Consider the following 22773-nt stretch of genomic DNA (forward strand, 5'->3'; position numbering starts at 1 on the left):
TTATGTTCGTGGAACTGGTTACGACAGGTTCCGAATTACTGTTAGGTGAAATTACCAATTATAACTCAGCTTACTTGTCGAGGAAACTCAATGAAATCGGCTATTCTGTCATCTATCATACGACGGTCGGCGACAACCCGCAGCGCATGGAAGAAGCCCTGAAGACGGCCCTGTCCCGCGTCGACATGGTCATCACCACAGGCGGCCTCGGGCCGACCCAGGGCGATATGACCAAGATCATCGGCGCCCGCCTCATGGGAATGCCTCTCGTTTATAATGAAACCATCGCCGAATCGGTCCGCCAATGGGTCCTCGTCCATCACGGCAGCACGGCCATGACGGAAAACCAGAAGCGCCAGGCCATGGTCCCACAGGGCACCGTCCTCTTCGATAACGGCGCCGGTACGGCACCGGGTGTGGCCATGCAGCAAGGCGGCAAGACCCTGGTCCACCTGCCGGGACCGCCAACGGAAATGCGCTGGATGTATGAAAACCGCCTGAAACCGTGGCTGCTCCAGACTTTTGGCAGCCAGGGCTGCATCGCTTCGCGCTATATCAAAATCTATGACATGGGCGAAGCCTTCATCGAAGAGAAACTCATGGACCTGGTCAAGGAGCAATCGAATCCGACCCTGGCCATGTATGCCCGGCCAGGCTTCGTCGAAGTCCGCCTGACGGCCCGGGCTGACCGGGAAGATCAGGCGCGGTCCCTGCTGGCTCCCCTGGAAGGGGAAGTCCGCCGCCGGCTGGCTGGCCAGATTGTCAGCTTCGACGACGATACCATGGCCCATGTCCTGGGTCAGCTCGTTCGCGACAGCGGCTATTCCGTCAGCGCTGCCGAATCGTGTACCGGCGGCCTGGTGGGCTCACTCATCACCGATGTGCCGGGCGCCTCCGATTACTTCCGCGGCTCGGCCGGGACGTACTGCAATGAAATGAAAGAAAAGATACTCGGCGTTTCTCACGATACGCTGGAACGCTATACGGCCGTCAGCGCACAGACGGCTGCTGAAATGGCCGAAGGCAGCCGCCGCCTGTACGGGACGGACCTGGCCGTCAGTACGACGGGCATTGCCGGCCCCGGCGGCGGCACGCCGGACCAGCCCGTCGGCCTGGTCTATACGGGTATCAGCGGTCCCTGGGGGACCGTGACCCACCGCAACGTCTATCACGGCGGCCGGGTCGAAGTCAAACAGCGGGCTGCCCTGCGGGCCGTCTATTACTTAGTCCACTATATAGTGACACATACAAAGAAAGCATAGTTAGGAGGAGACAATTTGGACGCAAAACAGACAGCACTTGAAAATGCAATGCGCAAGATTGAAAAGGATTTCGGCAAAGGCGCCATCATGCGCCTCGGCGACGTCGCCGACAAGATGAACCTGGAAGTCATCTCATCGGGTTCCCTGGCCGTCGACCTGGCCGTCGGCGTCGGCGGTTATCCCCGCGGCCGCGTCATCGAAATCTACGGTCCTGAATCGTCAGGCAAGACGACCCTGGCCCTGCATGCCATCGCCTCGGCCCAGAAGAGCGGCGGCATTGCCGCTTTCATCGATGCCGAACACGCCCTGGATCCGGTCTATGCCCGCCACCTCGGCGTCGACACGAATGAACTGCTCATTTCCCAGCCCGATAATGGCGAACAGGCCTTGGAAATCACGGAAGAACTCGTCCGCAGCGGCGCCGTCGACATCATCGTCGTCGACTCCGTAGCCGCCCTGGTCCCGAAAGCGGAAATCGAAGGGGAAATGGGCGATTCCCACGTCGGTCTCCAGGCCCGCCTCATGAGCCAGGCCCTGCGCAAACTGACGGGCATCATTTCCAAGTCCAAAACCATCGTCATCTTCATCAACCAGCTCCGCGAAAAAGTCGGCGTCATGTTCGGCAACCCGGAAACGACGACTGGCGGCCGGGCCCTGAAATTCTACGCTTCGATCCGCATGGAAATCCGCAAGGGCGAAGCCATCAAGTCCGGCGGCGATGTCATCGGCAACCGGGCGCGGGTCAAAGTCGTCAAGAATAAAGTGGCTCCACCTTTCAAGCACTGCGAATTCGACATCATGTACGGCACGGGCATTTCCCGCGAAGGCACGGTCCTCGACCTGGGTACATCTATGGATATCATCGAAAAGAGCGGCACCTGGTATTCCTATAAGGGTGAACGCCTGGGCCAGGGGAAGGAAAACGTCAAGATTTTCATGAAGGAACATCCGGAAATCACGGACGAAGTGGAAAAGATCATCCGCGATACCCTGGCAGCAGAACCGGAAAAATTCGACGAAGCCATGGAAGAAGAAGATACGGCGTCCCTGGATGCGGCGGATACAACTGCTGAAAACAGCGACGAAGCCTAAATGGATTATCGCGAAGCTTATGAAAAAGCCTTGCAGCTCCTCAACGTCCGCTTTCTCAGCGAAGGGGAGCTGAAGGCCAAGCTGCGCCGCCGCGGTGTTGACGACGACGTCCTCAAGGACGTCGTGGCTGCTCTGGAAGGGGAACACTTCCTCGACGACCAGCGCCTGGCCCGTGACGTGTACCGCTATTATGCCCGCAAAGGGCAGTACGGCCACTTGTATATCGTCAACCGCCTGCGCCGCCGCTGCCTGCCCGTACCGGAAGACGTCGAGCGGCCCGATGAATACGCCCTGGCCGGGAACCTGGTGAAGCGCAAGTTCTCTTATCGTGCCGATGAAGCCCGCAAGGCGGCCCGTTTTTTACAGTACCGCGGCTTTTCGCCCTCAGTCATACGGGACGTCCTGGAAGATTTTACGGTCCATTGATACGTTAATCTTGACTAAGTCTATCTTGACATTGATATAAAAAAAATTTACAATTAAGAGAGCCGGTTTGATACACTGGTCTATATTTTGCATAATTGTAGGTTTTTTGAACATGAAGTAAATTTTACATACTCATAAAAAAAGCCGGACTGCGAGTTCGGCTTTTTTTTGTGAAAGGGGAGGTGAATCCATTACTATGCTAACGATTATTGCTGCAGCAGTCGCCTGCGGTCTCATCGGCGGCGGCACGGGCTATATTTACCGTAAGAAGATCGCCGAAGGCAAGATCGGCCAGGCCGAAGTCGAAGCACAGCGCATCATTGCCACGGCCCAGCAGAACGCAGAAGCCCGTAAGAAGGAACTCGTCCTGGAAGGGAAGGAAGAAGTCCACAAGATGCGCAACGACGCGGAACAGGAATACAAGGAACGCCGCAATGAATTGCAGCGTTTTGAACGGCGCCTGTTGCAGAAAGAAGAACATTTGGACAAGAAATCTGATTCCATGGAAAAGAAGGAAGATGCCCTGCAGCGTAAGGAAGATGAAGTGACGCGGATGCAGGAAAAAATCGAAGCCCTTCATGAACAGAAGATGGCTGAACTGGAACGGATTTCCGGCTTGACATATGAAGATGCCAAGGAATTGCTCCTGAACAACGTCCAGACCGAAGTGAAGCACGAAACGGCGCAGATGATCAAGAACCTGGAAGACCAGGCCAAGGAAGAAGCCGAAGGCAAGGCCCGGGAAATTATTTCCATGGCCATCCAGCGCTGTGCTGCTGACCACGTCGCCGAAACGACAGTATCTGTCGTTTCCCTGCCGAACGATGAAATGAAAGGCCGCATCATCGGCCGTGAAGGACGCAATATCCGGGCTATTGAAACGCTGACCGGCGTCGATCTCATCATCGACGATACGCCGGAAGCGGTCATCTTGTCGTGCTTTGATCCCATACGCCGTGAAATCGCCCGCATTGCTCTGGAAAAACTGATTGCCGATGGCCGTATCCATCCGGCACGCATTGAAGAAATGGTCGAAAAGGCCCGCAAAGAAGTCAATCAGAAGATCCGCGAAGCTGGCGAACAGGCGACGTATGAAACGGGCGTTCACGGTCTGCATCCTGAACTCATCAAAATCCTCGGCCGCCTGCGTTATCGTACCAGTTATGGCCAGAATGTCCTGCGCCATTCCATCGAAGTCTCTCAGCTGGCCGGCATCATGGCCGCTGAACTGGGCGTCGATGAAAACCTGGCCAAACGGGCCGGGCTCATCCACGATATCGGCAAGGCCCTGGACCACGAACTGGAAGGGACTCACGTTTCGATCGGTACGGAAATCGCCAAGAAATACGGCGAATCCAAGCTGGTCGTCAACTGCATCGCTGCCCATCACGGCGATGAAGAAGCGCACAGCGTCGAAGCCGTCCTGGTGTCGGCGGCAGATGCCGTATCGGCTGCCCGTCCGGGTGCCCGCCGGGAAACGCTGGAAAACTATCTGAAACGCCTGACGAAACTCGAAGAAATCGCCGAATCTTTCGATGGCGTCGAAGACTGCTTCGCCATCCAGGCCGGCCGCGAAATCCGCGTCATGGTCAAGCCGGACAAGCTGGATGAATCGGACTGTGTCCTGCTGGTCCACGACATCGTCAAACGCATCGAAGCGGAACTGGAATACCCAGGTCAGATCAAAGTCGTCGTCATCCGCGAAACGCGGATGGTGGATTATGCAAAATAACCTTTTTTGAATTCATCAGGACGCCCGGTGATGGCTTCGGCCATGACGGGCGTCTTTTTCATTCCTACAAAAAAAGTTTGAAAAAAATAAAAAAAAGTACTTGCCAAAACATCCTTCTTGTAGTAGAATAGTTTTTGTTCGAGGCACTAAGAAATACCGAAACAACCTCGAAAGAACGAAAGAAAGTGGCCCCGTGGTGTAGCGGTTTAACATGTCGCCCTGTCACGGCGAAGATCGTCAGTTCAAATCTGATCGGGGTCGCCAATTGCTCAGGTAGCTCAGTCGGTAGAGCAGGGGACTGAAAATCCCCGTGTCGGCGGTTCAATTCCGTCCCTGAGCACCACAAATGCGGAAGTAGCTCAGTGGTAGAGCATCACCTTGCCAAGGTGGGGGTCGCGAGTTCGAGTCTCGTTTTCCGCTCCATATATGGCGGCATAGCCAAGCGGTAAGGCAGAGGTCTGCAAAACCTTCATCCCCAGTTCGATTCTGGGTGCCGCCTCCATATTTTCATCTTTCGTCATGCCGAGGTGGCGGAACTGGCAGACGCAACGGACTTAAAATCCGTCGGATAGAGATATCCGTACCGGTTCGATTCCGGTCCCCGGCACCAAAAAACAACGAGCGTGTGAGCGGCGTTGGCCGTGGCCGACGAGTCCCTTGCAAAAGAAAGGAGCTGTCTTAGGACAGCTCCTTTTCGCAGTCCAGTGAAATTCACATTCATGGGAAAATGAGTTATAATGAATCATGACAGAATACAAGTATAAAGTATCGGATTTTGAAGGTCCCCTGGACCTGCTGCTCTATCTCATCGAAAAGAACAAAGTCGATATTTATAACATACCTATCGTCGAGATTACAGACCAGTTCAACGCCTACGTAGCGGACATCGACACATTCGATGTCGATTATGCCAGCAAGTTCTTCGTCATGGCAGCGACGCTGTTGCAGATCAAATCGCGCCTGCTGCTGCCTAAGCAGCCGAAACTGGCTGAAGAGGAGGAAGAAGGCCCGCAGGAAGCGCTGGTCCGCCAGCTCGTCGAATATAAAAAGATGAAAGCCCTGTCCCAGGCTATGGGACAGTTGTGGGATGCCCGCAGCCTCATGCTGGGGCGCCTGCCGACGGCCATGCCCTATGAGGCCCGCTTTGCCGGCCACATCGACACAGAGGCCCTCTACCAGGCGTTCCACAAGGTCTGCCAGGCCCTTCCCGAGCCGACAGCCGTAGAAATCCGCATACAGAAGGAAATCTACAGCGTCGAAGAGTGCATGCGCCGCGTCACGTACGCCCTGCGCCGTGCCCAGGGGACGATGGCCGTCGACGCCATATTCCGGACCTGCCGGTCCCGGGTCGAACTGGTCGTCACCTTCCTGGCCGTCCTGGAACTGCTGAAAGTTGGCCAGTGCGCTACTGTTGCTGAAGGAGAGGATGGGAATACCATTGCCTTACGATACACGCCAAACTGATACCATCGAGCCTACGGCTCTGCTGGAAGCTCTGCTCTTTCTGAGCGGCGACCCCATGACGGTGACGGCCATCTGCGCCCATACGGGCTGGACCCAGGCCGAAACGGAAGTGACGGCAGACCGCCTGCAGCACCTGCTCAGCAGCCAGCGGCGGGGTATCGTCCTCATCCGCGTCGCCGGCGGCTTTCAGCTGGTCACGCGGCCGGACCTCCACGATGCCCTGCAATGGGTCCGGACGGGGACGACGGAGTTGTCCTCTATGGCACTGGAAGTATTGGCCATCGTCGCCTTCAAACAGCCGATTACGCGGGCTGAAATCGAAAAGCTGCGCGGTGTCTCGTCAGAACGGGTCCTGACGTCGCTGGTCCAGCAGGGCCTCGTCGTCGAACTGGGGCGCAAGGACAGCCCAGGGCGGCCGATTTTATACGGCACGTCTGCTTATTTTTTAGAATGTATCGGCATGGATTCCCTGGCCGATTTAGCCGGCCGCATGCCGGCAGATATTACGGAGGATGCAACTGATGGAAGAACGGTTACAGAAAGTGATGAGTAACTGCGGTGTCGCTTCGCGGCGCGCTTCGGAAAAGATGATATTAGAAGGGCGCGTCCGCGTCAACGGCGTCATCGTCCGCGAACTGGGGACGAAAGTCGACCCCGACAAGGACCGCATTGCCGTCGACGGCAAGACCCTGGAAGCGCAGCCGAAGCATTATTATCTGTTCAACAAGCCCAAGGGTGTCATCACCACGTCGAGCGATGACCAGGGCCGGGCGACGGTCATGGACTATTTCAGGAAGGAAAAGGACCGCATCTACGCCGTCGGCCGCCTGGACCAGAATACGGAAGGCCTGCTGATCATGACCAATGACGGTGAACTGGCCAACATCCTCATGCATCCCAGCCGCCTCGTCGACAAGACTTATGAAGTCAAGGTCAAAGGGCGCATTGCCGATTCGGTCCTGCAGCACCTGGCAGACGGCGTCGAGCTGAAGGACGGCATGACGGCCCCGGCCGATGTCTACTATATCGGCTATGACCCGAAGACGAACCTGACCAGTGTGGAAATCACCATCCACGAAGGACGCAACCGCCAGGTCCGCCGCATGTTCGAGTTCTTCGGCTACCAGGTCCACAACCTGCGCCGCGTCCAGTACGCCTTCCTGACCCTGAGCGGCGTCAAGCGCGGGGCCTATCGCAAGCTGACCCGCGAAGAAGTGGCGGAACTCTACAAATATAAATAAACAGGAGTGCTTATGAAGGAAATACTCGTCATCGGTGCCGGTGCGGCCGGCATTATGGCTGCGCTGGCCGCGGCAGAAGCCGGGGCCAGGGTACACTTATTTGAAAAAAATGATATCGTCGGCAAGAAGATGGGCATTACCGGCAAGGGCCGCTGCAATCTGACCAATTCGTGCAGCATGGCCGATTTCATCGCCCATACGCCGGGCCACGGCAAATTCCTCTACAGTGCGTATGAACAATTTACCAATCAGGATCTGCTGGATAAATTGCATACCTGGGGCCTGGCTACCAAGGAGGAACGGGGCGGCCGCATCTTCCCCCAGTCGGACAGTGCCATCGAAGTGCGCAAGCTCTTCTATCGCAAGCTCTGCCAGAAGGGCGTCGACCTCCATCTGAGCAACGCCGTCCACGCCGTCAAGGCCTGGGGCAGCCGCATGGTCGTCAGTGCGGCGTCGGGGAATTACGAAGGCGACGCCTGTATCATCACGACGGGCGGCATGTCCTATCCCGTGACCGGTTCGACAGGCGACGGCTACGGCTTTGCCCGCAGCCTGGGACACAGCGTGACGGAGCTGAAACCGTCGCTCATTCCCTTTACGACGGAAGAAACCTGGCCTCACACCCTGTCGGGCCTGTCCCTGCGCAATGTCGAAGCGTCGCTGTGGAAGCGGGGCAAGAAAGCTGCCTCTCATTTCGGCGAGATGCTCTTCACTCATTTCGGCGTGTCCGGGCCGATCATCCTCATGCTCAGTACCGAGGCGGCCCATAAGAAGTCCTGCGTTTTTCCCATGCAGCTGCGCATCGACCTCAAACCGGCTTTGTCCAAGGAAAAGCTCGACGCCCGGCTGCGGCGGGATTTCGAGAAATACATCCGCAAAGAAGCCGCCAATGGGCTGAAGGACCTCCTGCCGCAGCGGCTCATCCCCATCGTCCTCGACCAGGCCGGCATCGCCGCTGCCTGTCCGGTCAACCAGATTTCCCGGGAACAGCGGCAGGACCTGGTCGATACCCTCAAGGCCCTGAGCCTGACCGTGACCGGGACGCGTCCCATTGAAGAAGCCATCGTCACGGCTGGCGGCATTGCCGTCAAGGAAATCAATCCCAAGATGATGGAGTCGAAACTTGTCCCCAATCTCTATTTTGCCGGAGAAGTCATCGACATCGACGCCTTTACAGGCGGCTATAATCTGCAGGCAGCCTTTTCGACGGGCTTCGTCGCCGGAACGGCGGCCGCTACAAAGGAGTGCATACCATGCGAAAATTGACGGTTGCCATTGATGGGCCGGCCGGAGCGGGCAAGAGCAGTGTCGCCAAGGTCCTGGCCAACCGGGTCCATTACTTGTATATCGATACGGGTGCCATGTACCGGGCCTTTACTTGGGCCGTCCTGGAAAAAGGCATCGACCTTTCTGATGAAAAAGCGGTCCGTGACCTCGTCGATACCATTGATATCCGCCTGGAACCGCAGGCAGACCTGTGCCGCGTCTACGTCGGACCGACGGAAGTGACCGAAGCCATCCGGACCCAGCGCGTATCTTCCCATGTTTCTGCCGTCGCGGCTCTTGCAGTCGTACGGGAAAAACTGGTAAAATTACAACAGGCCATGGCCAAAGAAGGCGGCGTCATCCTCGACGGCCGCGATATCGGGACTGTCGTCCTGCCCCAGGCAGACCTCAAGATCTTCCTGACGGCGTCTGTCGATTCCCGGGCCCGCCGCCGTTATTTGGAAGTCCAGGCCAAAGGTGGCAGCGAGACGTATGAAGAAATCGCTGCCAGTATCGCCGCCCGCGACGATATGGATTCGCACCGCGCCGTTTCGCCGCTGAAGAAGGCCGACGATGCCATCGTCGTCGACAACAGCGATCTCGATTTAGAGCAGACGGCCGACGTCATCCTGGGCCTGATGAAGGAGCGAGGCTGATGCATACCTTTACATATGGCGTGATCCGCAAGATTTTCAATGTCGCTACCTACGGCGTCCTGGGCATGGAAGTCATCGGTGAAGAGAACATCCCCGAAAAGGGGCCGTTCCTGGTTGTCTGCAATCATGCCAGCAATTTCGATCCGCTCCTGCTGGGGACGGCCATGCGCCACCATCTGATCCATTTCATGGCTAAAGAGGAATTGTTCCGCAATCCCCTCATGGGCTGGTTCCTGCGCTATGTCCACACCTTCCCGGTCCACCGCGGCCACATCGACCGCAAAGCCGTCATCGAGTCCTTTCGGGTCCTGAAGAGCGGCGAGGTCCTGGGGATTTTCCCTGAAGGGAAGCGGACGCGGGGCGGCAAAGTCGGGCCTTTCCATGAAGGCTTTGCCGGAATCGCCATCAAGGCCAAGGTGCCGGTCCTGCCGGCAGCTATCGTCAATTCCGAATTCCTGCCGAAAAAGACCGGTCCCGTCCGGGTCATCTTTGGCAAACCCGTCCCGGCACCGCAGGGAAAGGCATCGGATCGCGACTTGGTCAAAGGTTTTTCCGACGAAATCCGCGATATTATCATAGCTATGCAAAATCAGTATAAAGGGGACGCAAAATGAAAGTAACTCTCGCCGCGGCCTGTGGCTTTTGCTATGGTGTGCGCCGGGCTGTCGAGCTTGCGGGGCAGGCCGAAAAGGGGACGCATACCCTGGGGCCCATCATCCACAATCCGCAAGTTGTCGGGCGTTTAGCCGCTCATGGCGTATCGCCGGTCGACTCGCTGGACGATGTCGACAAGGGGGCTGTCGTCCTGATACGCTCTCACGGAGTCGGCCCGGATGTCTATGAACAGGCTGACCAAAAAGAACTAAAAGTCATAGATGCGACGTGTCCACACGTCAAAAAGGCCCAACAAGACGCTAAAAACATCGTCGAAAAGGGCGAAAAACTCATAATAGTAGGAGAAAAATCCCATCCTGAAGTAATTAGCATTTCACAATGGGGGGCAAATCATGCTATTATAATAGATAGGGAAGAAGAAGCTGAAAAAATTCCCTTTTGCGATTCTATGGGAGTCGTCGTCCAGACGACGTTCTCTCAAGAGCAATTCAAGCGTATCGCCGCTATCCTGCAACGAAAGACCAATCATCTCGATGTGCATATGACCATATGCACGGCGACGCAGCAGCGTCAGCAGGCAGCGATAGAACTGGCAGGCCATGTGGACGCCATGATCGTCATTGGCGGCAAGAACAGCGCCAACACAGGTCGCCTCGCGCAGGTATGCCGTGAACAGGATTGCCCGACATACCACATCGAAACAGCAGCCGAATTGGATACGGCCTGGTTCCGTGGTATGAATCATATAGGCATTACAGCCGGTGCTTCCACGCCGGATTGGATAATACAGGAGGTTGTTAAGATTATGGAAAATTTGCAAGCTGAAGGCACAGAAGTAATGAGTGAAGAATTGCTGGACAAGTATGACTATGAAGAAAATCCAAAGAAAGGTGACGTGGTCAAAGGCACGGTTATTTCTGTGAATGATGATGCTGCCTATGTTTCCATCGGTACGAAAGCAGAAGCAATCCTGCCGAAAAAGGAAATGGCTGTTCCCGCTCCGGAAAAAGCAAGTGACTTTGTCAAAGTCGGCGACGAACTGACTGTTGAAATCGCCAACAACATCAAAGAAGAAGGAGCTATCGTCGTTTCCCTCGTCAAGATGAAAAAAGTCGAAGACTGGAAAGAAGTCCGCGATGCTTTTGAAAACGACCAGCTCGTCGAATGTACAGGTAAAGAAACGAACAAGGCTGGCCTTGTCGTTTCCATCAAATCCCTGCGTGGTTTCATTCCCCTTTCCCAGGGCGATATCAAATTCGTTAAATCTTTGGACTATCTCGTAGGCCAGACCTTCCAGGTCAAAGTCATCGACATCGACGAACACAAGAACCGCCTCGTCCTTTCCCGCAAAGCCGTCCTCGAAGCAGAACGCGAAGCAAAACGCGAAGAAGCCCTCAAACACATTGAAGAAGGCGCTGTCCTCGAAGGCACGGTCGTCAAGATCATGCCCTATGGTGCATTCATCGATCTCGGCGGCGTAGAAGGCCTGCTCCACATTTCCGACATTTCCTGGAAACGCATCAGCTCTGTCGATGCCGTTCTCCATACGGGTGAAAAACTCCAGGTCCTCGTTCAGAAATTCGATAAAGAACGGAACCGTATTTCCTTGTCCTTGAAAGCACTCCAGAAGAACCCCTGGATCGCTGCTATCGAAAAATTTGAAGTCGGCGATATCGTCAAAGGCGAAGTCAAGAAGCTCCTGCCCTTCGGCGCTATCCTGGCCATCGATCCGGAATTGCAGGGCTTGCTCCACATTTCCGAATTGACGGAAAAACGCGGCGTTGCTGTCAAAGACCTGGTCAACATCGGCGATGTCATGAACGTCAAGATCATCGGCATCGATACGGATAAGAAAAAGATTTCTCTCAGCGTCTTGGCCATTCAGAAAGATGAAGAAGAACAGGAAGTTCGCAACTATCTCGATAACCAGGATAAAGAAGAAGAAAACAACTAAGGTTTCACAAAAAGGGGATAGCCGGGCTCTACCGGTTATCCTTTTTTCGTCTATAGAAAGGATTCTGCCATGTACAAACCCTTAGTCGCTGTCGTCGGGCGTCCGAACGTCGGCAAATCGACGCTCTTCAATGCCATTGTCAAGAAGCGCATTTCCATCGTCGAAGACATTCCCGGCGTGACGCGCGACCGCATTTATTTCGACGCCGAATGGCTCGGCCAGGAATTCACCATGATCGATACGGGCGGCATCGAATTCGTCGATTCAGATAACCATATCTTTACCAGTATGCGTTATCAGGCTGAACTGGCCATCCGCGAAGCCGACGTCATCCTCTATGTCGTCGACGGCAAAGTCGGCGTCCAGCCTCAGGATGAAGAAATCGCCCACCTCCTCCGCTCATGCGGCAAGCCGGTCATCCTGGTCGTCAACAAGATCGACAGCGTCGAACAAGAAATGAATATCTACGAATTTTACAGCCTCGGCCTGGGCGACCCCATCGGCGTCTCGGCTGTCAACCTGATGAACCTCGGCGACCTCCTCGACGAAGTCCTGAAGTACATCAAGAAAGTCCCGGCCATGGACGATGACGACGAAGCCATCCACATCGCCCTCGTCGGCCGGCCGAATGTCGGCAAGTCATCCCTGACCAATGCCCTCCTGGGGCAGGAACGGGTCATCGTCAGCAACGTGCCGGGGACGACGCGCGATTCCATCGATACCCACTGGTCCTATGAAGGGACGGATTTCGTCCTCATCGATACGGCCGGTATGCGCCGCAAGGCCAAGATCGACATGCCTGTCGAACGCTATAGCGTCGTCCGGGCCCTGCGCGCCGTCGACCGTTCGGATATCGCCGTCCTGGTCATCGATGCCACAGAAGGCGTGACCGAACAGGATACGAAGATCGCCGGTTACGTCCATGAAGCCGGCAAGGGCTGCATCATCGTCGTCAACAAGTGGGACCTCGTCGAAAAGGACAGCAAGACGAGCCACAAATTTGAAGAAGACATCCGCCGCGAACTGGCTTTCCTCCAGTATGCGCCCATCCTCTTCGCTTCGGCCCTGACCAAGCAGCGCATCAACCGCCTGGCCGACATGGTCAAGTTCGTGTCGGAACAGCAGCACATGCGCGTGTCGACGAGCGTCCTCAACGAACTCATCGAAGATGCCCAGCTGACCAATCCGCCACCGGCCAAGGGCGGCAAGCTGCTCAAGATTTACTACATGACCCAGGCTTCGGTCCAGCCGCCGACGTTCATCCTCTTTGTCAACGAACCGCAGCTCATGCATTTCTCGTACCTGCGCTTTCTGGAAAACCGCCTGCGCGAAACCTTCGGCTTTGAAGGGACGCCGATCCGGCTCATCCTGCGCGGGAAGAAGGACGGTGAAAGCTTATGATGCTCGGAATCCTCTGCCTGGTACTGGCCTATATCGCCGGGTCCTTCCCAAGCGGTCTGGTCATCGGCAAGGCCTTGTATCATACGGATATCAGGGACTACGGCAGCCATAACACGGGGGCGACCAACGCCTACCGCGTCCTCGGCGCCGTCGGCGGCCTGCTGGTCCTCATCTGCGATGTCGCCAAGGGGATGCTCGGCGTCTACCTCGGCCAGGTCGCCAGCCAGTCGGGCCTGGGCAGTACGGACACGCAGATCTACTTCATGATCGCCGGCGGCCTGCTGGCCATCGTCGGCCATTCGTGCTCGATTTTCCTCAAGTTCAAAGGCGGCAAAGGCGTCGCCACGGGCCTGGGCATCATCCTGTTCCTGGCCCCGTGGGAAACGCTCATCGTCTTCTGCGTCTGGGCCGTCATCGTCGCCCTGACGCGCATCGTCTCCCTCGGTTCCATCGTAGCGGCCATCCTGGTGCCCGTTACCATGTTCTTTTTCAACGAACCTCTGCCGCTGACGATTTTCGGCCTGCTGGCAGCCCTGCTGGTCGTCGTGCGCCATAAAGACAACATTATCCGCCTCATGCACGGCAAGGAACTGAAGGTCGAACGAATTAAGAAAAAATAGATTGATATGTAATAAAAAACGTGTATAATTAACTATGTACGAGCAGGTGATCCTATGAGAATCATATCCGGCAGTGCCAGAGGACGGGTCCTGAAGTCCCCGAAGGGGATGCTGACCCGGCCGACGCTGGACCGTACGCGGGAAAGTCTCTTCAACATCCTCGAAAACAGCGGCGGCCTGCGCGGTGCCGCTGTCCTCGATATCTTTGCCGGTACGGGTGCCCTCGGTCTGGAAGCGCTGAGCCGCGGTGCGGCATCGGCTGTCTTCATCGACCATTACACGCAGCAGCTCATCCGCCAGAATGCAGCCCTTTGCGGCTTTGCAGACTGCGTCGAAGTGCTGCGCCTTAACTCGGCCAAAGCCCTGGCACGGCTGCAGGGACGCAAATTTGATTATATCTTTGCGGACCCGCCGTATAACAAAAATTTGGTGAACGATACAATCGCTTTGATAGGTGAATACGATTTGCTGGCTCCGGGAGGATTGATTCTGATGGAATACAGCCGGAACGAAGGTATAACGGAGAGCCCATTGTATGAGGTCATCAGAGAAAAATCCTATGGGAAAGACACGCGGATTGCCTTTATCCGCCGTCGTCAGGAAGGAGTCTAGAAAGTGCGAATCGGTATTTGTCCCGGCAGTTTTGATCCTGTCACCAACGGACACATTGACATTTTTGAACGGGGGAGCCAGCTTGTCGACAAGCTCATCGTCGCTGTCTTTGAGAACCCGTCAAAGAAGCCCTTGTTCTCGATGGCAGAACGGGAAGAGATGTTGCGGGAAACGACAAAACACATTCCCAACATCGAAGTCGTCAGCTTCCATGGCCTGCTCAACGAATATGCCATCGAACACGGTGCGACTATCATCATCCGCGGCCTGCGCGCCCTGAGCGATTTTGAATACGAATTCCAGCGGGCCCTGCTCATGAAGAAGGTGGAACCGCGTATCGAAACGGTCTTCATCATGACCAGTACCCAGTATTCGTATATCAGCTCGACAGGTATCCGCGAACTGGCCTGCTTCGGCGGCAAGCTCGACGATATGGTTCCCGATTATGTCGAACAGAAACTGAAAGAGAAGTTTGCAGACAAGTACAATGCTTAGGAGTGGAGAATACATGAATTCGGATAAACTGTTAGAAGATTTGGAAAGTTTGGTAATGAACGCCTCGAAGATGCCTTTTACCAATAAGAAGATGGTCGAAGAAGAAGAAATCCTTCAGATCATCGACGATTTGAAAGAATCCATGCCGGCCGAATTGGAACAGGCCAAGAAAGTCTTGTCCGAAAAAGATAAGATCATTTCCGATGCCCAGCATCATGCCGAAAGCATGGTCGCCCAGGCCAAGGATTATATTGCCAAATTGACAGAAGAAAGCGAACTGGTACGGCAGGCTCAGGAACATGCCAACCAGATCATCCAGAATGCCAACGATTCGTCGGAACAGCTGAAGAACAGCTCCATTACCTATGCCGGCGATGTCCTCAAATACGTTGAATCGACATTGGAAAAGACCTTGTCCAGCATCCAGCAGAACCGCGAAAGCCTGCTCAAGAATAACGGACATCAGGACGACAAGCCGGATCAGCAGTAATCATGGCTTATACGAGAGGGACTGTCGCATGAAAGTTATCATGCGAGGTCCCTTTTTTTATCCGCATGGCGGGTAGATAGGAGGTACTATGAACGAAATTACGTCCCGCGACAACCAGTGGGTCAAGATGGCCTGCTCCCTGAAGCAGAAGAAAGGCCGCCAGGCCCATCAGCGCGTCTTCGTCGAAGGCCTGCGGGTCATTGCCGACGCAGCGGCCATGGCTATTCCCGATGCCATCTGCTTCGTCTCGGAAAAGGGGCGGGCCCTGGATGGCTTTGAAGCCCTCTATGCCAGAGGCCTCGAATTGGGATGGACTTTTTATGCCGTCACCGACAGCGTCTATGACAAGCTGAAAGACACCAGGACGCCCCAGGGATTGGCGGCCATGCTGCCTTTCTTTGCCTATACTTTCGACAGCCTGCCGGCCATTGCGCCGGAAAAGGCCGTCCTCTATCTGCGCTCCATCCAGGACCCGGGCAATCTGGGGACCATCCTGCGCACGGCGGCTGCGGCCAATGCCGGCGCCGTCCTGCTCAGCGAAGGCAGTGTCGACGTCTATAATGACAAGACCATCCGCAGTGCCATGGGGGCTATCTTCAAGGTCCCCGTCGTCCAGGACGTGACCGATGAACAGCTGGACCAGTTCTGTGCCGACGAGGACCGCCAGGTCTATGGGACGGCTCCGGAAGGGACCGTTTCGTATGTCGACGCCGACTACAGCCAGCCTGTCATCCTGGCCTTCGGCAACGAAGGCAACGGCCTGCCTGGTCCTTTCCTGGACTGCTGCGATGACGTACTGACCATCCCCATGCGTCCCGATACGGAATCGCTGAACCTGTCCATGTCGGTCGGCATCGTCTTATATAAGGCATGGGAAAAAAATGGTTTTAAGGAGTAACTATGGAAGAAAATAAGGAAACCCTCGATTTGGGCTTTGCCAAACTGGACTTGCAGCGTCAGCAGCGCTGCGGCTTCCCGGAAGTCGTCTACTGTGCCGGCAAGACTGTCGATCAGTCGGTACGGATCCTGGACATCCTTATGGAGAAGTACGACAACGTCATCGGCACGCGGGCCGATAAGGCCGTCTACGACGCCCTGGCCGGACGCCATCCGGCTGCCCAGTATGACGAATTGGCCCGTATGGTCTATCAGCATAAGGATAAAACCGTCGTCAATGGCGACCGCCTCATTTCGGTCATTACCGCCGGGACGAGCGATATCCCCATTGCCGAAGAAGCGGCCTTGACGGCGGAAATCATGGGCAACCGCGTCGAACGCATCTACGACGTCGGCGTCGCCGGCATCCACCGCCTCCTGGCCCGCGTCGATGATATCCGCCGGGCCAACGTAAATATCGTCGTCGCCGGCATGGAAGGGGCTCTGGCCAGCGTCGTCGGCGGCCTCGTCGACAAACCGGTCATCGCTGTGCCGACCAGTATCGGATATGGTGCCAATTTCCACGGCCTGTCGGCCCTCCTGGCCATGCTCAACAGCTGTGCTGCCGGCGTATCCGTCGTCAATATCGACAACGGCTTCGGCGCTGGCCGCCTGGCCGATACGATGAATCGCTTGAGGTGATGGAAATGGAAACATTATGGCAGCTGGAAGCCAATATCGATGACATGAACCCGCAGAACATGGAATACGTCTTTTCCCTCATCCTGGCTCAGGGCGCCAACGATGTCTGGGCCATGCCGATGATGATGAAGAAAGGCCGCATGGCCTCTATGCTCTGCGTCTTGTGCCGTCAGGAACTCATCGACACCCTCATCGGCGTCATTGTCAGGGAGACGACGTCCATTGGCGTCCGCTTCTTCCCAGTGACCCGCCTGGCCTGCGACCGGCTCATCACGACGGTCCGCGTCGATGGCCGCGACCTGCACTGCAAGGTCTGCCGCTATGACGGCAAGGTCGTCAACATATCGGCAGAATACGATGATTGCCGGGCTGCCGCCGCTGAGACAGGGACGCCCCTGAAGGATTGGCAGCGCAAAGTGAAGGAAGCAGCATATCGGCAATTTGCGGAATAGAATGGGCAGAGGATATTGTCAAAATACGATTGTCCATGTATAATAGTCATTAAGCTCATTATGTAGTACGTCCTGAAAGGACGGGGAGTTTGAAAGATGAACAGAGTCATCATCAATGCCGATGATTTCGGCATCCATACAGAAGTCAATCAGGCCGTCATCGAAGCCTGCGACCAAGGTGTCCTGACCAGCACGTCTCTGCTGGCCAACGGCCCGGCCTTTGACGAGGCCGTCGACCTGGCCCGGAAATGTCCCGGTCTGGGCATCGGCATCCATCTCAGCCTGGTCGGTTCTCTGCCGACGGTCCTGTCGGCCAGGGAAGTGCCGACCCTGGTCCAGCCCGACGGCCTGCTGCCGGAAAGCTATACGGAAGTCATCAAGCGGGCCTGTCAGGGAAAACTCGATTACGGTCAGGTCTACCGGGAACTCGACGCCCAGATGGAAAAAATCATGGCTACGGGCCTTCCCATCGACCACCTGGACAGCCACCAGCACCTGCACGTCCTGCCGCAGGTCTGGTCCATCGTCCAGTCGCTGATGATGAAGTACGGTATCCACCGCCTGCGCATCCCCAGGGAAGCCTATTCCTATAAGGTATTGTCGGCCAATCCTGTGCGCATTGCCGGCCGCGACGGCCTGACCTACTTGTCGAAGAAAGCCATGGCCTCGGTCCGGCGCCTGCACTTTACGACGACGGACTTTTTCTGGGGCATGGTCGACGGCGGGCACATGACGGAAAGCAATCTGCACTATCTCATCGACAGACTGCCTTTTGGGACCCATGAAATCATGATGCATCCAGGCCGCAGTACGGCTGTCCTCAGCCAGTCCTTTGCCTGGGGCTATCACTGGCAGGATGAATTCCAGGCCCTGCTGTCACCGGCTATCCGCCAGCAGCTGGAAGCCAAACAGATTGAACTCATTACTTACGGTGACCTGCCGTAAGGATTGGAGGTCTTACTTTGCATATTTTAGTTACCGGCGGGGCCGGCTTCATCGGTTCCCACCTCGTCGACGCCTTGCTGGAAGACGGCCATGACGTGACCGTCTTTGATAACCTGAGTACAGGCTGCCGGGACCAGATTCCGACAGAGGCCCGTTTCGTCGAGGGCGATATCCGCGACGAAGCAGCCCTGCAGGCCCTCTTTGAAGAAGGCCGTTTCGACGTCGTCTTTCATGAAGCGGCCCAGACCCAGGTATCCTACTCCCTGGCCCATCCCAGGGAAGATGCCGAACTCAACGTCATCGGCCTGATTAATGTCCTGGAACAGTGCCGCCGTCAGGGTGTACAGAAATTCATCTATTCGTCGTCGGCCGCCGTCTATGGCGATAATCCTAAAGTGCCCCTGAGCGAATCGGAACCACTGGCACCGGCGTCGTTCTACGGCTTGACCAAAGTGGCTGCAGAAAAGTATATCCAGCTCTATGGCAGCCTGTTCGGCCTGCCCTATGCCATCCTGCGCTATGCCAATGTATATGGCGAACGCCAGGGCAATGGCGGCGAAGGCGGTGTCGTCGGCCTCTTTGCCAGAGCATTGGCCTGCGGTCAGGACCTGACGATTTTCGGCGACGGTGAACAGTCCCGCGACTTCGTCTACGTCAAGGATGTGGCCCGCGCCAATATCGCCGCTATGGACAGCGGCGTGCCGTCAGGGATTTATAACATCAGCACCCAGATCGAGACGACCATCAACGCCCTGAAAGAGATTCTCTTGTATTTCTCTCATGCCGGTGTGGCCGTTTCTTATGGAGAAGCCCGCAAGGGCGATATTTTCCGGTCGTCCCTGGCCAATGGCAAGGCCATCGAAACGCTCCACTGGCGGCCTAAGATGAAACTCATGCCGGGCCTCATGGCGACGTATCAATATTTTCTCGAAAGGGAGGAAGCCGAGTGAAAGAAGACAGCAACCATAAATTTTACCTGGTCCGCGAAGACATTCTGCCCGAAGCCATCAAGAAGACCATCAAGGTCAAGGAAATCCTCAAGCATCATCAGACGCGCACCATCAACGAAGCCGTCCGCATGATGGACTTGAGCCGCAGTGCGTACTATAAGTATAAGGACTATGTCTTCCCGTTTTACGATGTGACTCAGGGGAAAATCGTCACCTTGTCGGTCATGATCTTCGACCGGCCTGGGGAATTATCGCAAGTGCTCAACACGGTCGCTGCCAATAACGGCAGTATCCTGACCATCAACCAGGGGATTCCCTTGCAGGGAATGGCAGATGTCAGCTTGTCCATCGAAACCAAGGATATGACCGTTCCTGTCGATGAACTGATTAAAACGTTGGAAAAGCTGTCCGGTGTCAGCAAAGTCGATATCATCGGACAAGCGTAAGATAAAAAAGGGGGAGTAGGCTCATGAAAAATGTTTCCATTGCCTTGTTAGGCTGCGGTACGGTCGGAAAAGGGGTTGTCGACTTACTGGCCATGAACGGTCCGCTCATTGAAGAACAGCTCAATACGAAAATCAACATCAAGCGGGTCCTCATCCGCGATTTGAATAAGTACGAAAAGATGGAAGACTTACCTGATTCCATCCAGCTCACGACGGATTTCAACGATATCATCAACGACGATGAAATCGACATTGTCGTCGAAGTCATGGGCAGCGCCGATTTTGCCAAGGACTGCATCGAACAGTGCTTCCTGCGCGGCAAGAGCGTCATCAGTGCCAATAAGGACCTCATCGCCGATTACGGCATTCCGCTATTGAAATTATCGCAGCAGCACAACGTGGACTTCCAGTTCGAAGCCAGTGTCGCCGGCGGCATCCCCATCGTGCGCCCGATGTATTCGTCGCTCAACAGCAACCGCATCGAAGAAATCATCGGCATCATGAACGGCACGACGAACTTCATCTTGTCCAACATGACCGCCTATGGCTCGTCGTATGAAGACGTCCTCAAGGAAGCCCAGGAAAAGGGCTATGCCGAAGCGGACCCGACGAACGACGTCAGCGGTTACGATGCGGCCCGCAAGATCGCCATCCTGGCAACGCTGGGCTTCCACTCGGCTGTGACCTTCAACGACGTCCATGTCGAAGGCATTGAAAACATTAGCAAAGAAGATATTGAACACGCCACGGAAATGGGCTATGTCATCAAGCTCCTGGCCATTGCACGCCAGGATGAAGACGGCATTTCCCTCAACGTCCATCCGGCCTTCATCCGCAAAGGCCACCCGCTGGCCAACGTCGACGGCGCTTACAATGCCGTCTGCGTCCGCGGCAACTGCGTCGGCGACGTCATGTTCTACGGCCAGGGCGCCGGCTCCTTGCCGACAGCCAGTGCCGTTGTCAGCGACGTCATGAACGTCATCCTCCACCGCAACCTGAAGATGACGGGCAAACGGGATTACGTATGGCACGAAGCCAAGCTCAAACCGCAGGCCGACATTTCCTCGCCGTACTACATCCGCATGATCGTCAACAATGCGCCGGGCGTCCTGGCGGCTGTTTCCAAGGTCCTGGCAGAAAACAATATCAGTATCCGTTCCCTCATCCAGAAGGATGAAACGGCAGAAATCGCTGAAATCGTCATCCTCATCGACAAATCGCCAGCAGGCCTGGTCCAGGCTTCGCTCCAGAAAATCGAAGACTTGTCGTGCGTTCGCAAGATTGCGAATGCCATTCGTGTAATCGAGGTGTAAGAAATGACAAAAACGCTGCACGCACAGATTCCGGCCACGTCGGCTAACGTCGGCTCCGGCTTTGATGCCGTCGGGATTGCGCTGACTTTGTACAATGACATTTATTTTACGGAAGAACCGGATAAAGACACGATCACTGTCGAAATCGAAGGTTTGGGAGCCAATTCCCTGCCCCGTAATTTCGATGAGAATATGGTCGGACAGGCCATGAAGGCCGTGGCCATCAAGAACCGCCAGTCCCTGCCCAAGGGCGGCACACTGCGGCTGGTCAATGCTATTCCGCCGGCCCGCGGCCTGGGAAGCAGTTCGGCAGCCCTCGTCGGCGGCATCCTCATCGGCAATGCCTTGACGGGCAATAAGATGACCCGCGAAGATATGCTGACCATGGCGACCGTCCTGGAAGGCCATCCTGACAACGTGGCTCCTGCCATTTACGGCGGCCTGTCCGTTTCTATCATGGTCGATGGCAAGACCCTGACCAATTCCATCCCCATCGACGATGACCTGTCTTTCATTACGGTCAGCCCGGAAGTCGAAGTTTCGACGGAAGAAGCCCGCAAGGCCCTACCCAAGACCATTGACTACCAGAGCGCCGTCTTTAACGTCAGCCGCGTCAGCTTCCTCGTTTCTTCGCTGTTCACCAAGCAGTACGACCGCATCGCCTATGGCCTGCAGGATAAACTGCACGTGCCCTACCGCCTGCGCCTCATCCCCAGCGGCGAACTGGTCCTCAAGAAGGCCGTCGAAGCCGGTGCCCTGGGCGCTACCATCAGCGGTTCCGGTTCGACGCTCATCGCCTTTGCGACGGATCAGGAAGTGCAGATCATGGACGCCATGATCAACTGCTTCAACGACCACGGCATCGCCGCTACGGGCCATATCCTGAAATGCAGCAATGAAGGAGCGAAACTCGTCGAATGATACAAGACATTGGCGATCACACGTACCATGTCGAATACCACCCTGTGCCTCTGGCGCGGGATGGTATTCTGCTGTCTTATCAGGGCCGCAAGGTCCTGGTCCGGCTGACGGGCGATAAAGAATTCGTCTATCCCCGCCATGCCGACTATGCCGACATCGGAGAAGACCAGTTCCGCTGGCTCTTTGCCGAAGACCGGGCCCAGTTCTACCTGGCGAAGGAAGCCCTGCCGGAACGGGACGGCTTTACCTATGTGTCCATCAATTTCATGCGCGCTGCCCGGCCGCGTTACCTGGCCTTTGCCGGCATCGCCGGCCTGTCCCTGCACAACTGGTACAGCAACCACATCTATTGTGGCCATTGCGGCCGCCCCATGGTACACAGCGAGAACGAACGCATGGTACACTGCGACCACTGCCACACCATGATTTATCCGCGCATCTGTCCGGCCGTCATCGTCGCCGTCCGCCATGGCGACAAACTGCTGGTCTCGAAGTATGCCGGACGGGAATACAAGAATATCGCCTTGCTGGCCGGTTTTGCCGAAGTCGGTGAGACCATCGAAGAAACGGTCCACCGGGAAGTCATGGAAGAAGTGGGCATCCGTGTCAAGAATCTGCAGTTCTATAAGAGCCAGCCCTGGTGCTTCACGGATACGCTGCTCTTTGGCTTCTTCTGCGACCTCGACGGCGACGATACGCTGAAAGTCGACCACGGCGAATTGGCCACGGCCGGCTGGATCGACCGCAAGGACATTCCGGAAGATACGGAAAAGGCCAGCCTGACCATGGAAATGATGACCCTCTTCCAGCAGGGCGTCTATTGATTTTATGCGGAGTACCTT

At 55.8% G+C, this 22773-nt stretch carries 25 protein-coding genes and 5 tRNA genes; all 30 read left to right on the plus strand.

Going from position 1 to position 22773, the window contains the following annotated elements; translation table 11 throughout:
• The first annotated feature begins 2 nt into the window (after positions 1-2).
• The 30 genes from ACFWUB_RS08465 (at position 3) to nudC (ending at position 22755) form a co-directional block, all read left to right on the plus strand.
• The gene (locus tag ACFWUB_RS08465) at positions 3-1262 is read left to right on the plus strand and encodes a competence/damage-inducible protein A (RefSeq protein ID WP_292281336.1); all 1260 of its coding nucleotides are present in this window, start codon (positions 3-5) and stop codon (positions 1260-1262) included.
• 48 nt (positions 1263-1310) lie between these two features.
• Positions 1311-2354 (plus strand): recombinase RecA, encoded by a 1044-nt coding sequence (gene recA, locus ACFWUB_RS08470; RefSeq protein ID WP_239639538.1) that lies wholly within the window; start codon positions 1311-1313, stop codon positions 2352-2354.
• The gene (locus ACFWUB_RS08475) at positions 2355-2780 is read left to right on the plus strand and encodes a regulatory protein RecX (protein WP_020309632.1); all 426 of its coding nucleotides are present in this window, start codon (positions 2355-2357) and stop codon (positions 2778-2780) included.
• Positions 2781-2976: 196 nt separating this feature from the next.
• Positions 2977-4512 carry a ribonuclease Y gene (gene rny / locus ACFWUB_RS08480; protein ID WP_302680908.1) on the plus strand — a complete coding sequence of 512 codons (1536 nt, stop codon included), beginning with the start codon at positions 2977-2979 and terminating at the stop codon, positions 4510-4512.
• A gap of 187 nt (positions 4513-4699) precedes the next feature.
• Positions 4700-4776, plus strand: a tRNA-Asp gene (locus ACFWUB_RS08485).
• Positions 4777-4779: 3 nt separating this feature from the next.
• Positions 4780-4855 (plus strand) — tRNA-Phe (locus ACFWUB_RS08490).
• 5 nt (positions 4856-4860) lie between these two features.
• Positions 4861-4935: transfer RNA gene (locus tag ACFWUB_RS08495), tRNA-Gly, on the plus strand.
• Between the two features lie 5 nt (positions 4936-4940).
• A tRNA-Cys gene (locus tag ACFWUB_RS08500) sits at positions 4941-5014 on the plus strand.
• A 19-nt stretch (positions 5015-5033) separates the two neighbouring features.
• A tRNA-Leu gene (locus tag ACFWUB_RS08505) sits at positions 5034-5122 on the plus strand.
• A 134-nt stretch (positions 5123-5256) separates the two neighbouring features.
• Complete coding sequence (locus ACFWUB_RS08510; RefSeq protein WP_416183814.1) at positions 5257-5976, plus strand: segregation and condensation protein A; 720 nt, start codon at positions 5257-5259, stop codon at positions 5974-5976.
• A complete protein-coding gene (gene scpB, locus ACFWUB_RS08515) occupies positions 5951-6529 on the plus strand; it encodes an SMC-Scp complex subunit ScpB (protein WP_302680907.1) in 579 nt (192 codons plus the stop codon). The genes ACFWUB_RS08510 and scpB overlap by 26 nt, the downstream gene beginning before the upstream one ends.
• The gene (locus ACFWUB_RS08520; RefSeq protein ID WP_014015898.1) at positions 6498-7217 is read left to right on the plus strand and encodes a pseudouridine synthase; all 720 of its coding nucleotides are present in this window, start codon (positions 6498-6500) and stop codon (positions 7215-7217) included. The genes scpB and ACFWUB_RS08520 overlap by 32 nt, the downstream gene beginning before the upstream one ends.
• Before the next feature lie 12 nt (positions 7218-7229).
• The gene (locus tag ACFWUB_RS08525) at positions 7230-8483 is read left to right on the plus strand and encodes an NAD(P)/FAD-dependent oxidoreductase (protein ID WP_020723740.1); all 1254 of its coding nucleotides are present in this window, start codon (positions 7230-7232) and stop codon (positions 8481-8483) included.
• Positions 8471-9139, plus strand: a complete 669-nt coding sequence (cmk, locus tag ACFWUB_RS08530; RefSeq protein ID WP_302680906.1) for a (d)CMP kinase — start codon at positions 8471-8473, stop codon at positions 9137-9139. Before ACFWUB_RS08525 ends, cmk begins: the two co-directional genes overlap by 13 nt.
• On the plus strand, positions 9139-9753 hold the full coding sequence (locus ACFWUB_RS08535; protein WP_416183815.1) for a lysophospholipid acyltransferase family protein: 615 nt from the start codon (positions 9139-9141) through the stop codon (positions 9751-9753). The genes cmk and ACFWUB_RS08535 overlap by 1 nt, the downstream gene beginning before the upstream one ends.
• Positions 9750-11708: a bifunctional 4-hydroxy-3-methylbut-2-enyl diphosphate reductase/30S ribosomal protein S1 gene (locus ACFWUB_RS08540; protein WP_302680905.1), complete on the plus strand. Its 1959-nt coding sequence runs from the start codon at positions 9750-9752 to the stop codon at positions 11706-11708. Before ACFWUB_RS08535 ends, ACFWUB_RS08540 begins: the two co-directional genes overlap by 4 nt.
• Before the next feature lie 69 nt (positions 11709-11777).
• The gene (gene der, locus ACFWUB_RS08545) at positions 11778-13109 is read left to right on the plus strand and encodes a ribosome biogenesis GTPase Der (RefSeq protein ID WP_020311473.1); all 1332 of its coding nucleotides are present in this window, start codon (positions 11778-11780) and stop codon (positions 13107-13109) included.
• Entirely contained in the window at positions 13106-13729 is a 624-nt protein-coding gene (gene plsY, locus ACFWUB_RS08550; protein ID WP_020311472.1) for a glycerol-3-phosphate 1-O-acyltransferase PlsY, read from the plus strand. The genes der and plsY overlap by 4 nt, the downstream gene beginning before the upstream one ends.
• A 54-nt stretch (positions 13730-13783) precedes the next feature.
• Complete coding sequence (gene rsmD, locus ACFWUB_RS08555; RefSeq protein WP_020311471.1) at positions 13784-14341, plus strand: 16S rRNA (guanine(966)-N(2))-methyltransferase RsmD; 558 nt, start codon at positions 13784-13786, stop codon at positions 14339-14341.
• Positions 14342-14344: 3 nt separating this feature from the next.
• On the plus strand, positions 14345-14836 hold the full coding sequence (gene coaD / locus ACFWUB_RS08560; RefSeq protein WP_020311470.1) for a pantetheine-phosphate adenylyltransferase: 492 nt from the start codon (positions 14345-14347) through the stop codon (positions 14834-14836).
• Between the two features lie 13 nt (positions 14837-14849).
• Complete coding sequence (locus tag ACFWUB_RS08565) at positions 14850-15326, plus strand: hypothetical protein (RefSeq protein WP_020311469.1); 477 nt, start codon at positions 14850-14852, stop codon at positions 15324-15326.
• An 88-nt stretch (positions 15327-15414) separates the two neighbouring features.
• Positions 15415-16224 carry a TrmH family RNA methyltransferase gene (locus ACFWUB_RS08570; RefSeq protein ID WP_292260113.1) on the plus strand — a complete coding sequence of 270 codons (810 nt, stop codon included), beginning with the start codon at positions 15415-15417 and terminating at the stop codon, positions 16222-16224.
• Positions 16225-16226: 2 nt separating this feature from the next.
• The gene (gene larB / locus ACFWUB_RS08575; protein ID WP_292260110.1) at positions 16227-16904 is read left to right on the plus strand and encodes a nickel pincer cofactor biosynthesis protein LarB; all 678 of its coding nucleotides are present in this window, start codon (positions 16227-16229) and stop codon (positions 16902-16904) included.
• Between the two features lie 5 nt (positions 16905-16909).
• The gene (larC, locus tag ACFWUB_RS08580; protein ID WP_239639701.1) at positions 16910-17356 is read left to right on the plus strand and encodes a nickel insertion protein; all 447 of its coding nucleotides are present in this window, start codon (positions 16910-16912) and stop codon (positions 17354-17356) included.
• 96 nt (positions 17357-17452) lie between these two features.
• Positions 17453-18301, plus strand: a complete 849-nt coding sequence (locus ACFWUB_RS08585) for a ChbG/HpnK family deacetylase (RefSeq protein ID WP_020311464.1) — start codon at positions 17453-17455, stop codon at positions 18299-18301.
• A 17-nt stretch (positions 18302-18318) separates the two neighbouring features.
• Entirely contained in the window at positions 18319-19251 is a 933-nt protein-coding gene (locus ACFWUB_RS08590; RefSeq protein ID WP_416183816.1) for an NAD-dependent epimerase/dehydratase family protein, read from the plus strand.
• Complete coding sequence (locus ACFWUB_RS08595) at positions 19248-19697, plus strand: ACT domain-containing protein (protein WP_014015913.1); 450 nt, start codon at positions 19248-19250, stop codon at positions 19695-19697. Before ACFWUB_RS08590 ends, ACFWUB_RS08595 begins: the two co-directional genes overlap by 4 nt.
• A 23-nt stretch (positions 19698-19720) precedes the next feature.
• Entirely contained in the window at positions 19721-21010 is a 1290-nt protein-coding gene (locus ACFWUB_RS08600) for a homoserine dehydrogenase (protein ID WP_020311462.1), read from the plus strand.
• Positions 21011-21013: 3 nt separating this feature from the next.
• Positions 21014-21931, plus strand: a complete 918-nt coding sequence (gene thrB, locus ACFWUB_RS08605; RefSeq protein ID WP_292260100.1) for a homoserine kinase — start codon at positions 21014-21016, stop codon at positions 21929-21931.
• Positions 21928-22755: an NAD(+) diphosphatase gene (gene nudC, locus ACFWUB_RS08610; protein WP_416183817.1), complete on the plus strand. Its 828-nt coding sequence runs from the start codon at positions 21928-21930 to the stop codon at positions 22753-22755. The genes thrB and nudC overlap by 4 nt, the downstream gene beginning before the upstream one ends.
• Positions 22756-22773 lie beyond the last annotated feature (18 nt).

The sequence above is a fragment of the Megasphaera sp. genome (genome assembly GCF_047831605.1).
In the GTDB taxonomy this organism is placed as follows: domain Bacteria; phylum Bacillota; class Negativicutes; order Veillonellales; family Megasphaeraceae; genus Megasphaera; species Megasphaera intestinihominis.